Raw genomic sequence first — 13,517 nt, 5'->3', positions numbered from 1 at the left:
GGGTTGATATTTCAATCCACGCTCCTGCACGAGGAGCGACGACCCGGAGGTGGTGCCGATAGATGTGGGGGACCATAATTTCAATCCACGCTCCTGCACGAGGAGCGACAGCGATTTTCCATCAAAATAAGGAAAATAATCCTTATATTCATTCGAAAAATCACACAGTTTATCAATTTCGCATCAGTATCTCATAATAAATTTACAATTATTTCTATAAACCCGGTGCGAATCTCCCGGGGATTTCATGTGAGGTTCACATTCGCACTATAGAATCAGAGGTCCTTCAAGGTCCAAAGACTCTTTTATTCCCACATGCTCAACTTTGTTTTTATAGTTATTTCCTAGCTGGTAGAACCGGAGGCTATCCTCTTTCAGATTAATAATGTCCTTCAGTTTTAGCTTAAGCTCAGTATATTGTGCGGCATCTACGATACATTCAAACACCGAGTTTTGAACACGCTGCCCGTAATTCTGACAGACCTTAGCCACCCGGCGCAGCCTGCTTTGCCCTGCATTACTGGTTGTGCTTACGTCATAAGTTATCAACACCAGCATTCATTACACCTACTTCCACATAAACGGCGGATATTCATCCAGATCATTACGCAAATGACGGGCAAGTAATAACGCTTGAGCGTGTGGCACCAGTCCCCAGGATATCTTTTCTCCTAAGTAGGGATGTGTTATTTTTTCCTGCTTCCTATTCTGCCAAGCCGTAAGGAACCTCTTCCTAGCCTCATCTGTCATAATTACTGCACCATTCTCTTTTTTCACAAAATCGTCTTTGTTAACCAGCTTCTTATTAATTTGGGTCAAGACAAATTTGTCTGCCATTACCCCGCGCAGCTCCTCCATCAGATCAAGAGCCAAAGATACCCGGCCCGGACGATCCCGATGAAGAAATCCCACATAAGCATCCAGTCCAACCGCCTCTAACGCAGATGCCGTATCATGTGCAAGCAGGGTGTAAGCGAAAGACAGCATCTCATTTACATTATCCAGCGGAGGTCTCCGGGAACGGAGATGAAATTGAAAGTCTTCTTTTTGCTGTAAAATCATTGAATCAAACAGCTTGTTATACGTGATCGCCGCTTGCCCCTCCAATCCCCTCAACCGGTCCAACTGCTCACAGCTTCTCACCTCAAAGATAAGAGCAGACAACTGCTGCGAGGCCTCCTTGAATTGCTCTACATTCACACGCATCGGATAGTCTCTGGTCGTTCTTTCAAGTATCCATTTATGATTATAAATTTTGCCGATAATGAAATTCCGGGCTATCTTTGCAGACTTCATCTCATCCTCAGACAGAGCATACTGCTTCTTGCGCAAAATAACATTTCCCCGGCTTTCCCCTGTTACCCTGGCCAGAAATCTTCCGTTCATCGTCAAAAAGATCAGCGAGACATCGTGGTCTGCACAGTAACCCATCAATGCCGGACTCGCTCCGGTGAAACCAAAAGCTACAAATTCCACAACATCACAAATCCCGGTAATTCCAAGCTCCTGCGACTTCACGGGCATTGCACGAACTACGAGCTTATCCCCACGTTTTTCACGTGTGAAAGGCTGGTCTGCATTTCGGTGAAGGTGCTGACCCTCAATCGTCCTGGTATTCTCTGCCCATTGCTGCTCAATGTGGATTAAGGCCCACTGCCGTTTACAGAAATGATAATGCTGTATCCCGGAGAGCATTAGTGCATCATCATCGTCACTATAGGCCATCTATAACCTCAAGCTGCAATCCTTCCAATGGATATACTTCAATCGAATAATCTTCAATAGATTTAGGCTCGTCCTTCTTCGCCCGTATATCAAGTGATCGGTGAACCTTAGCTGAAGAATATTGACCTAATTTAGAGTTATGCTCCCACCAGTACACCTTATGTACCTCCATGCTTCCATCCGGTCTTGCGGAAGATACGTCATTTGCAAAAAGCGTGACCAGTGCCTCTTTGATCTTGTCTGCGTCTTCGTTTGTGAACCCTGTTTTCTCGGCAAGTTGTGTGTTAATACTGCCCTGGAATACATACACTCCAAAATCCACCCGGTGCTTCATTCCCATCGTATCAGAACCTCTGTCTTTGCCTGGTTCAGAATTTACACTTTTGGTGATCTGCATACTGGTAATATCAATAGGACTTACACTGGTCGCTGTATGGATAGACACGGGACCTCGCACCCCGACAGAGACACCGGAACCTTTGCTATCCGCTTTAAAAGCAAATACTTGACCGAAGCTGCGTACGTCGATCCACTCCTGACAAGCGATACGGGCAAACTCTTCATTCGAGCTTGTTTTGGCTTTCAGAATTTTATCCAGTTCAGCATTGGCATCTGCACGTTCTCTTAAGCTTCCGTAGGCATCCGTTTTACGGTCGTTGGATTGCACGAATATGGATTCTCCAGCATCTTGTAGACGATTTCTTATTTTACGTTTCAAGGCAACATCGGAAATCTCCCCATAGCCATCATAGTTCTGGCGTGGCCGATTTCCATTGAGCGGATCACCATTAGGGTTGGCTTTGGTAACGGATACAATAACAGCAAAATCAATTTTATGATCGAGTGTGGTCATAGTCTATCTCTCCTCTTGATTGGTTGATGTGGAAGCTGGTGTGGAATCGCCCGATTTAGCCTTGCCGTAGTTAAGCTCATGCCGCTGAGAGTAGAATCCAAGCAAATATTTACTTGTTAGCACATTATTGTTGAAATCTTCAATTTTGATCTTCGAAGCTACTTCGTCTATCAAATTCGAGTAATATCTCACTCTCGTTCCAAGTCTAGCTTGATGCGGCTGCAGGCAGGATTGAATCGTGCTCCAGGTTCTCGCCGGATATTTGGAAAAAGAATTCATATAGCGAATCGCATTTGTCGAACGTTTCTCATCTGAATCCAATGCCCGTCTTTCCAGCACATCAGCAATCGCTAATAATCTTCCAAACAAGTAGCTGCGGTCATCATTCTCAGTGTCTAGTGCCACGCTGTACTCCTCCTCTGTATTAATTAGAGCGCAAGCAATGCTTAGTGTCTTCTCCCACTCCCAGGTATCCATTGCTACGGGATTGGATGCCCGGTAAAAGGCACTTCGTACAATATCGTGAGGAATCTTATGTCCGTCGACGATGCAAGGCAGGACCCGCTCCATCATTCCCTTGACTACTTTCTCGTTGGCTTTGGGACCATAAGCGGCAAAAGCGATATCCTTGGTAGAGGGCGCCCCGTAAAAAGTGGCTACACCTCCATGCTCATCCTTACGGTATTTATGCAGCCAAGCGCAGGTTGAGTGCCACTTAATCAGCTGGTCTACATACAGATTTTTCTCCATATTACGATAGTATAGGACAGCAAGACGACCGGTTGTCGCGGAATCGAGAATAAGAATATTCACATCCGATCTCGTTCGTGATGCCAGCTTGTTACGGTACCCGCTAAGGCTTTTGGATACTTCACGCGCATATTCTTTGAAGGTATGACTGGTACTCTCTTGGACAGTAACCTGTGTCAGTTCTGGTTCTGATTCCGGTTCCAGCTCAAGCTTCAGGGTGAAGGTATCCGCAATCGGGTCAGGGATATTCAGCTCCTGGTTTCCCCAGACCAAGAAGACACGCTGATCAATGATTTTGCCTTGCCGGTTAATCAGCCACTTCAGGGCATTATGTGCCTTCTGGGACACTTCATAGCTGATGCTGGCTGCATCACTGCTTTGGGCAAAACGTCCCCGGAATGTAAATCCGCTATTATCATTGGCAGAAATGAGCTTAGCTTTATCTCCGGCATTTCTGATCTTGTTCGCATGGCGGTCCGTACTGGGTAGTATTTTGCCGGTTACGTAGCAATAATCTTCTTCACCTAACAGGCTGGAATAATGCTGAACGAAGGAATTATACATATCAGGATCTTTCCAAACCTCAGTATGCTCGTTGGGCTTACGAACGTTAAACCGGACAAATGCACTCTCCTGCTCACCGGCAATTAAAGAGAAGATAGCGGGTTTATCCCCGTGCAAGGCTTCGTACTTCTTGTCCCATTTATCAATGAGCTTATGATCGGCGTCGAGATATATAACCTTGCTGGCTACCAGGTCCTGAATCAATTCCCGCTTGCTTAAATAGCGGTATATACTCTTCACCTTTGGGGTTGCGTAAGGAGAATTTGCCCAAGCCTCCAATTGCTTGATATAGGCTGCAAAAGGCTCTTCCTTCTTGATTTTGCCGCCATAGGCTACAAAGTCGCCAGCGACATAGCTTAATTTATCGTGGAGAGGGTATGGTGCAACCTTGGAACCGGCCCGGCTCGAGGATTCTTCTGTACAAGGAATCAATGTGTTGATATCGCTTTTATCATTCACGATTGCCGAGTGGAACTCTCCGTCCTCAGTAATCTCAACTGTGATATGGGCATTCTGTGTGGTATGAGATACAGGCAACAGCGTATACTCGGTATCATTGTGCTTCAATTCAATCTTGCCGACACGGCCCAGATTGGCTTCATACGTCTCATATAAATTCAATAGCCAGCTCATGAATGCCCTCCCGCTTCGATCTCCTCGAACAGTTCATCCACCGCTTGGACATTGTTACGATCAAAAGGCTTAGGCTGCATATCGGCAATTCTTCGCACCTTGGTGCAATCCTCGGGCCTATCAAACTGGATGTACCCATTCTTCATCACCGGATTCCACAGCCGAACCTCCATCTGATCCCTGCCGGTCTCATCAGGATAGTTAATTCCATGTACCATGCTGCCAAAATGAATTTCTCCATTATAGTTGTCGTAATATCCTGGCTCTTCCCCAAAAACACAAGGCTCCACATAGGCCTGACACTCTCTTGCCCCCAGGAATATATCTCTCCGGCCTCCGGCCTCCAGCGACCGCTTGAGAATATTGTGATGCTTATGCTCGTTACGGTCATGTGCCAGATCCGGGCGATTCTCATTAAATATGAAATGCGCCCTAACCTCATAATGCGGGTCCTTCAGGTACGTATAATTCGCAAGAGTATTCCCTCCACCGTATTCCATAGGACGTATTCCCTTGGATTCCATGCGGATCGCATTCATCACTCGAACTTCATCAATAATCATGATGAGCGTGGGCTTCCAATAGATAGATTCCACAATTCCCTTAAGCGCCTGATAGGTAGGGACACTATACGTCAACTTCTCCCCGCCCAACTTGGTTAAAGGGTCCGTGAACAGTGCGTATTTACCATAAACTTTGAATTCAATTGAGTTTCTCATAAGGCTTTGCCTCCTTTCTTAGGATCAAGCTCGATATATGGTTAAAATAAGCTCACTTCCATTACACTCTCGCCCTTCAAATCCAAGCCGTATTCGCTGGAATACGTCCCCTCCTTCAGAGCAAAAACCTTGCCGTCCAGATAACAAACAATCCCGTTATTTTTGCTGAGTGCTTCCTTCTCGAAGCTAAATATATTAATTGTGTACTGCTGTGCTTCACGTAATAGTCGGGATAAATCCTGAATGCTGTGCTGACCATTGAGATCAGCGATAATCTCCTTCCCTTTTCCAAAGGGCACAATCACTGAGGTGGTATGACTATCAATCACATGAAAATGCTCGGCAGCCGTTTTATAGCTGTTATGGAGGAATAAGGGCAAGCTGACCTTTTGCTCACCACGGTATTCCTGATGATATGTGTTATTCGCTCTGTCTGACGACAATAGCTCGGTCATTTCTAGTTGCAGCTTGGGAATAGGGTAGTTCAGATTGGGTGCTAACTGCGTATAGAATGCTTGGAAATACTGCTTCATTGCTTGAACAGACAGTAAATGACCCCCAAGACTTTCTGGATGACATAGGAAATCAGTGAAGATTTTAGCCGTTTCTACTTTGCCGATCCGGATTTCCTTCAGATTCTTCAAATTCTCTTCCGCATGATCAATAACATAGACTTGCCGCAACTCATCTTCGCCGTGTCTATTGCAGCGGCCTGCGGCTTGAGCAATGGAATCCAGTCCCGCTAAGGATCGAACCGCACATTCAAAGCTTACATCCACCCCTGCCTCAATTAATTGGGTGCTAATGCAGATTACTGGCTGTTTAGCTTCAAGGAGCTTTTTAACTTTAGTCAAAATCTCATTCCGGTGAGCCGCACACATAGAAGTACTCAAGTGATAGACTGGAGTAGATAACTCTTCCTCTAGCAACCTATTATATAGAGACCTAACTACAGACCTGGTGTTAAGAATGACCAGCACACTGGTTACCTCTTGGGTCTTGTCCATCACAAAATCCGCCAGCTTATCTGTATTGAATTTCTCTCCAGTCGCTCTGTCTATGATCTCCACACGCTTAAACGCTTGAATGACATCGTCTAAGTGGTGGATCATCTCGGCATCAGGACTAAGCTGCAATTTATGCCGAACATAGTCTAACTCCGGCTGAGTAGCAGTACACAGAACGATGCTTGAATTAGCATATGTTTTGAGGAAATTCACCGCTTGATTAAACAAAGAGATGCACGGAATCGGTACCTTCTGCACTTCATCAAAGATAATAACGGCATTGCTCAAATTATGAAGTCTGCGAATATTTCTGCTTCCATCTGCGTAGTAGACATTTAGAAACTGGACCATCGTAGTAAAAATAATCGGAGCGTCCCAATTGTCCTTAGCCAGCTTCAGCTTTTGCTGAATGCTAGCCTTACCTTCATCCTCTTCGTCATCTTTCTTCTCCGCCTCAACTACATTCGAGTGATGCTCTAGCAGGTGCTGATCATCCCGGAGAATTTTCCGGATTTCTTCAGCGTTCTGTTCAATGATTGTCGTATATGGCACTACATAAATAATACGTTGTTTCGAAAACCTCTTTGTGTGCTTGAGCGCATATCGCAGGCTGGCCAGTGTCTTTCCACCACCCGTCGGGATCGACAAGGTGTATATGCCAGTGGCCCTCTCTGCAAAGGCATCACACTGCTCCGACATCTCCCGTCTCAACTGATTGATAGCCGAACCAGCATGTTTATGAGTGTTGAAAGATTCAATCCGGGACATCAGCCGGTCATAATACTGCTCAAATAAGGCCTTGGAGTCGATCTCCTCGTCCTTTTTGTTCTGTTCAAAACATCGTGTATTGGTCCGGTCAGCATCAACTAGAGTACTGAAAATAAATTTACTTAGGAGCATTGATTTATGCTCCAGGTTTACTTTTGGCTCTTTTTTAATAAAAGCAATCAGTTCAAGCTCGGCTTTGTCTACATAGAGACGAAACTCCCGCTCATCCATCACCTGCTCGAAAAAACTCTTGACCGTCAGAGAGTCGAACTCCTCAAGGTTCTTATCACGAACACGTTTTAGATAGCTGGATTCCAAATCTTGATTCAAAAAATCCTGCAAATAAGAGTGATGAGAAATAATAGCGTTACCCACAATTTCGGCTAAAATAGCTTTTGTCTGGCTACCTTTCTCATTCACATATTCGGGCGACGAGGGATGAAACCAGTCAAACAATAACTTCCCTCCAGCTGTCGAGTGGTCCACACTGCCTCTTCTGGGTGGAGCATCCGGGTTATTAACTGCTTCAAGTATGTATGTTCTGAATTCTTCTGTGTATTTGCCTAGGTCATGCAAGAGTCCAGCCAGTCCCGCAATATGCCGTACTCCCAATTTCTCACCGAAGTTTTCGGCTAATGCACAGACACCCAACAAATGTTCATTCACCGTCTGAATGCACCCGTCACTTTCACGGATATGAGCAATGTAGTCCATCCTACCTCCACCCTCGTCTAGGTCTTTTCCACTATAAGGAATTCACCCTCCCATCATAACAATTTCTTTGTGAAAAGGGAGTCATAATTTGGTGATAATTTGAACATTTTATCACATTTACCATCAAAGCCTAGAGAAAAAGCATCCAACATGGAATCAATGTTGGATGCTTTTTGTAAAAATGCGATGTGATTGTACGCTCGCGTTTCGATTGCTGGATTTTTCAATTCATACACTCCATACGGAATGCGACCTGAAAAGGGTATGCACGCGCTTTATCTGGAGGCATTTCAATCCGCGCACTCACACGGAGTGCGACTTCGCCATATCTCGGATACCTTTCCGCAGTTGCCCATTTCAATCCACGCACTCGTGTAGAGTGCGACCGGCCCCAGGTTCACCTATACGAACCAGGCAGCAAATTTCAATCCACACACTCGTATAGAGTGCGACAATCCGTCTCACCTAGAGAGTCAACTTGGCAGTGATTTCAATCCACGCACTCGTATAGAGTGCGACGGCAAAGAGAACGCCATCGACCAGCGCTGGATATTTCAATCCACACACTCGTATAGAGTGCGACATTAAAGCATATGTTAAACCGCCTCGCGGCGGTGTTATTTCAATCCATGCACTCGTATAGAGTGCGACTGCATTTTTGACGGTAATACCCGCACCATTTGCATTTCAATCCACGCACTCGTATAGAGTGCGACGTGGCCCGAGCGATGCAGGCAAACGGCGTTCGACTTATTTCAATCCACGCACTCGTATAGAGTGCGACTGCTTCATCGGTTAATCCCCAGTGGCCAAAGTCGATTTCAATCCACACACTCGTATAGAGTGCGACTTTTAATCACAGCCGTGGTGTTCTTACCCTTCCCATTTCAATCCACGCACTCGTATAGAGTGCGACAATATAAATTCACTCCTAATTAAATTTGATTACATTTCAATCCACGCACTCGTATAGAGTGCGACATGTGCCAATTGTGGTCTCCCATTTCGTAGGCCATATTTCAATCCACGCACTCGTATAGAGTGCGACTTAATCATGTTACGGATTTACGAAAAGAACTACATTTCAATCCACGCACTCGTATAGAGTGCGACGTGGCTCGGTTCGCGGGGGTGATTCGCGGTGCGTATTTCAATCCACGCACTCGTATAGAGTGCGACGGTTATGGCAGCGATTCAGAGCATCCGATCACCAGTATTTCAATCCACGCACTCGTATAGAGTGCGACGAAAGTCAACGGCGTGGAGTTACAGCAAGATGCCATTTCAATCCACGCACTCGTATAGAGTGCGACCACTGCCGGCTCTAAGGATGTTTGCGAGATTCTTATTTCAATCCACGCACTCGTATAGAGTGCGACCTTCAGGCGGGGGCGCGAGGACCCCCAATTGTGAGATTTCAATCCACGCACTCGTATAGAGTGCGACTGGGGGTTACACTTCGGCGGACACTGCGGACAGATTTCAATCCACGCACTCGTATAGAGTGCGACTGTTTGACGAGGATGCACCTGGAGCTGTGCAGGAATTTCAATCCACGCACTCGTATAGAGTGCGACTCTGATGGCAGTTGGGGAATATCGTGGGATTGACATTTCAATCCACGCACTCGTATAGAGTGCGACAGCGAAAAATAGCATCATCTATGCTTTTCCCATATTAATTCGTTGAATCTTCCTTAACTCTATTCTTAAAAAAGTATGCGTCCACCCTTGACTTTCCAAGAAACCTCTCATACCTTTAGGATTTCGACAAATTCCGAGGTGCGAAATCCCTAGGGATTTCATGGGAGCTTGGTATTCGCACCAGTCTACCCCCTATTTTACTCCACAGCTTAAATTCTGCAAAACTAATTTACTTTTTACTCCCCCTTACTTCCGAATCCTACGTTGTCCCGTTGCTCCACTCTACCTTCTCAATAGCTTCAATTAAACTTAGAATAGGATTCTCTTTTTTTAAATTAACAGCCAATTCAGCCCTCCCTCCAACTTATATCCGCTTCCAATAATCTAACGTATCTACATTTTTCACATAAATCGAGTTAATGCCTTAATTGGCTTAAGACTATACATAGTCTTAAAATCTGAAGTTGAAGAGTAGCCTTTAGACATATACATTCCTTCGTTTCCTTGTTAGTGGCACTAATTTCATTTTCATAAAAAGTACAACTAATTTTAGTTTTGGAGAGCCGCATGGAATTTAACAAATACATACTATATTGCAAGTTGGATTAAATTCTGAAGGAGCATGAAATCTCAGTCCTTAAACTTTCCAAAGAAATTGGGAACCGTCGAACAACTATTATGAAATTAATGCACAACTCCAACATGGACAAGAAGATAGTATCCGCAGAATTGATAATGAAGTTATGTCTCTATTTCGATGTCACTCCTAACGATTTATTTGAGGTACGCCGTAAAAAATAGTCTATGATCAAAAAAGCACTGGGTCCTGCGGCTACGCAGAAATCCAGTGCTTTTGCTTATGATCCAAATCAGGCGACTATTAGATTAGGGAGTGCGACCAGCCCTTAACAGTACAGGATCTGCGGCTAGAGAATTTCAATCCACACACTCCGTATGGAGTGCGACGCTCTACCTGATGAGATTCAGCAGGCCATCATATTTCAATCCACACACTCCGTGTGGAGTGCGACTCTCACCCACGGCCTGCTATGCTGGTTGTTTTTATTTCAATCCACACACTCCGTGTGGAGTGCGACTTCCAGTTCATGGTTATCCCCCCTTAGATAATATATTTCAATCCACACACTCCGTGTGGAGTGCGACATGGGCGCGTACCCACCTTGGACAGTTATTATTATTTCAATCCACACACTCCGTGTGGAGTGCGACGGGTTCCCATTGCCCAAGACGGAGCGAGCTGCGGAATTTCAATCCACACACTCCGTGTGGAATGCGACGAGGTAACTTGTAACATGGCTACCGGACTCCGATTATTTCAATCCACACACTCCGTGTGGAGTGCGACGCCTTATACCCATCAAGGATTTTATGGGGTGAGGATTTCAATCCACACACTCCGTGTGGAGTGCGACCAGGCACCGGGGAGAACCATTCCTTTTCCAAAAAATTTCAATCCACACACTCCGTGTGGAGTGCGACGAGCCATGAATTAAGGAGGGATTATCTTGGCAATCATTTCAATCCACACACTCCGTGTGGAGTGCGACCTATTTCATCAACTCCTCTGGAGTATCGCCAGAGTATTTCAATCCACACACTCCGTGTGGAGTGCGACGCGTCAGGATCGTCCTTATCCGTAGGTATGTTGAAATTTCAATCCACACACTCCGTGTGGAGTGCGACGGTAATGGTTGGCTTAAGGTGACTTGGCTGGCATTTCAATCCACACACTCCGTGTGGAGTGCGACATCGCTCACCAATCTCTTCGCCAACTTGTTTAGATTTCAATCCACACACTCCGTGTGGAGTGCGACCTTTCTGGAGGCGCAAGAGAAAGCTGCGCAAGAACATTTCAATCCACACACTCCGTGTGGAGTGCGACAGCGGAAATCAGCATAATCTATGCTTCCCCCGCATCAATTCACTATCTTTTCATCAGACTGTACTAAAAAAAGTATACATCAATCATTGACTTTTGATAAATTCTCATTTTCTCTAATGCTTTCGACAAATTCTGAGGTGCGAAAGACCCGGGGATTTCATGGGAGCTTGGCATTCGCACAAGTCCTTAGTTCCTATCTTACTCCACTGATTGTGTTCTGCAAAACTATATTTGCCCTTCATACACCTATGTAATCTCTTGCCTCCTCTCTGCCTTTTCGATAGCTTCAATTAAAGTTAGAGCGGGATTCTCTTTACTAAAATTAACAGCCAGTTCGGCCACCCCTCCAGCTCGTGTCCACCCCCAAATAATCTAACGGATCTACATTTTCCAAATAAAATCGGGATAGTGCCTCAGAGTGCGACCATCCCAATGCAACGGCCCTCATATTCTGGCTATTTCAATTCCACGCACTCCACACAGTGTGCGACGCAGAAATGGCTGACCAGCTCGCCGCATAAATTATTTCAATCCACGCACTCCACACGAAGTCCGACACGTGATGGAAATCAATGACGACCGCATCTTTGCCATTTCAATCCACGCACTCCACACGAAGTGCGACACAGCTACAAACGTATGAGCTTCGTCCCCATTAAATTTCAATCCACGCACTCCACACGAAGTGCGACGAAAAAAACTACGAACGCTTGGCTGCTGATATGATTTCAATCCACGCACTCCACACGAAGTGCGACGGATGGGCTTTTGCACGGCAGCCACGGTATGGGCATTTCAATCCACGCACTCCACACGAAGTGCGACAGCGGAAATCAGCATGACCTATGCCTTTTCCATATTAATTTTCTACTCTTCTGCCAATATAGTACAATAAAGGATATGAATCAATTGTTGACTTTTTATAAACGTTCTCAACTCAATTGTGTTTCGACAAATTCCGAGGTGCGAAGAACCCGGGGATTTCATAAGAGCTTGGCATTCGCACCAGCTATCAGTTCCTATCTTACTCCACACATATTGTAAAATATTTCATTGAGGATGGTTATTATGAATCAGGAAAACTTAACTTGTAAAACCTGTGGATATACTACCTTTGCAAAAGGTGAAGTTAACGCTGTTGACGCTAGAGTTATGCCAGTAGGCAAAACTTTTTCTTTCGGTTCTCCGGTTATATATACATTTTGTAAAAGATGCGGCGAAGTAGCGTCCATTAGGATTAAGAATCCCGATAAATTCTGAACCACACGGACTGCTAGAGATCAGAGCTACTAAGCTAATAATGGAACTAACGATAACTCTTAGACTCTACCATGTCAGTGTTTCAATTCACAACAAACAGCCCAACCCGCGCATTTGCGTGTGATCCGGCTGTTTCTGTGTTACCCTGACTAATCAGCACCCTCAAGCATTCATCATCAACTGAATGCGCTCCACATCCTGGCTGAATTTTTTGGCCAGGCGGGCTTTACCGAGGTTGGACTTTACGATCTTCTGCATCCGTTTGTCGTCGGTCACGGCGAATTTGGCTAGCATCCGGAAGCCATGCTCGGGGGCGCGTTCCACGAATACGCTGAGTGCATACTCCAGACCCTTGGACAGGATGCGGAAATCCTCCGTACCATAACGGGTCTGTCCGGCGGCAATCTCATCCAGAATCTCCTCTGACAGCTCCAGCGCGTACAAGACATTCGCGGAATCCTTCAGCATGGGCGGATGGGCCAGCGCCGCGACGAAGGCCCGTTGCTCCAGCGGACCGGCTGCGTCCTTCATCCCATCGAACAAGCTACGGAGTGCGCTGAAGTCCTGCTCGCCAATCCGCTGCAGTGCCATCGCTGCCGCTTCGCGCATCCGCCAGCGGGAATCATTCATGGCTGCCTGACAACGCTCCAGAATGATCTGCTGCCGGGAAGGCTCCGCGTAACGGTAATAGCTGCCCATCGCCTGCAAGGCGCAGAACGGCAAGAACTCCCGGGGATCGTCCGTAGGCGCTGCCGATTCCGGCTTGCCGCTCCATTCCATAAGCAGGTTCCAGGCGTCGTCAGAAACCCAATCGGACGTGAAGGCATCTGCGAATGTGGACGCCGCCCCCAGATTTGCCCGCGGACCGGGCAGATTCGACTCACCGAGCAACCGCTGCTCAAGCTGCTTGAATTTCCCGGCCTCCTGAAGCTCCTCATAGAAGATGTTCTTGGTCACTTTGCTGTTCATAGTACCCCT

8 protein-coding genes and 2 CRISPR repeat arrays (1 of these 10 only partly in view) are annotated in these 13,517 nt (G+C 46.1%); of the genes, 1 reads left to right on the top strand and 7 read right to left on the bottom strand.

Annotation, left to right across the window (positions count from 1 at the left end; all coding sequences use genetic code 11):
* Positions 1 to 109: a CRISPR direct-repeat array (repeat unit 32 nt; unit sequence ATTTCAATCCACGCTCCTGCACGAGGAGCGAC) (it extends 924 nt beyond the left edge of the window).
* 158 nt (positions 110 to 267) lie between these two features.
* Genes cas2 through cas3 form a run of 6 tightly spaced genes read right to left on the bottom strand, consistent with a single transcriptional unit; the run spans position 268 to position 7,733 of the window.
* Entirely contained in the window at positions 268 to 558 is a 291-nt protein-coding gene (cas2, locus tag KDC22_RS05850; RefSeq protein WP_211722373.1) for a CRISPR-associated endonuclease Cas2, read from the bottom strand.
* A gap of 9 nt (positions 559 to 567) precedes the next feature.
* Positions 568 to 1,725, bottom strand: a complete 1,158-nt coding sequence (gene cas1c / locus KDC22_RS05845) for a type I-C CRISPR-associated endonuclease Cas1c (RefSeq protein ID WP_211722372.1) — start codon at positions 1,723 to 1,725, stop codon at positions 568 to 570.
* Positions 1,715 to 2,578, bottom strand: coding sequence for a type I-C CRISPR-associated protein Cas7/Csd2 (cas7c, locus tag KDC22_RS05840; protein ID WP_211722371.1), 864 nt, complete (start codon positions 2,576 to 2,578; stop codon positions 1,715 to 1,717). Before cas7c ends, cas1c begins: the two co-directional genes overlap by 11 nt.
* Before the next feature lie 3 nt (positions 2,579 to 2,581).
* Positions 2,582 to 4,525, bottom strand: coding sequence for a type I-C CRISPR-associated protein Cas8c/Csd1 (cas8c, locus tag KDC22_RS05835; RefSeq protein ID WP_211722370.1), 1,944 nt, complete (start codon positions 4,523 to 4,525; stop codon positions 2,582 to 2,584).
* Positions 4,522 to 5,244, bottom strand: a complete 723-nt coding sequence (gene cas5c, locus KDC22_RS05830; protein WP_211722369.1) for a type I-C CRISPR-associated protein Cas5c — start codon at positions 5,242 to 5,244, stop codon at positions 4,522 to 4,524. The genes cas8c and cas5c overlap by 4 nt, the downstream gene beginning before the upstream one ends.
* A 41-nt stretch (positions 5,245 to 5,285) precedes the next feature.
* A complete protein-coding gene (gene cas3 / locus KDC22_RS05825) occupies positions 5,286 to 7,733 on the bottom strand; it encodes a CRISPR-associated helicase Cas3' (protein WP_211722368.1) in 2,448 nt (815 codons plus the stop codon).
* A gap of 2,252 nt (positions 7,734 to 9,985) precedes the next feature.
* On the opposite strand from cas3, the gene KDC22_RS33320 reads away from it, so the two are divergent.
* Positions 9,986 to 10,177 (top strand): helix-turn-helix domain-containing protein, encoded by a 192-nt coding sequence (locus KDC22_RS33320; RefSeq protein ID WP_343222029.1) that lies wholly within the window; start codon positions 9,986 to 9,988, stop codon positions 10,175 to 10,177.
* A gap of 132 nt (positions 10,178 to 10,309) precedes the next feature.
* Positions 10,310 to 11,279: direct repeats of the CRISPR family, unit length 33 nt; unit sequence ATTTCAATCCACACACTCCGTGTGGAGTGCGAC.
* Positions 11,280 to 12,701: 1,422 nt separating this feature from the next.
* Here KDC22_RS33320 and KDC22_RS05815 read toward each other — a convergent pair.
* Complete coding sequence (locus KDC22_RS05815; protein WP_211722367.1) at positions 12,702 to 13,508, bottom strand: HEAT repeat domain-containing protein; 807 nt, start codon at positions 13,506 to 13,508, stop codon at positions 12,702 to 12,704.
* Positions 13,509 to 13,517 lie beyond the last annotated feature (9 nt).

Origin of the sequence: Paenibacillus tritici, from assembly GCF_018207515.1 — a bacterium.
GTDB lineage: Bacteria > Bacillota > Bacilli > Paenibacillales > Paenibacillaceae > Paenibacillus_AQ > Paenibacillus_AQ tritici.
The sequence above is the reverse complement of the archived record's forward strand: the minus strand, read 5'-3'. Positions and strand labels throughout refer to the sequence as shown.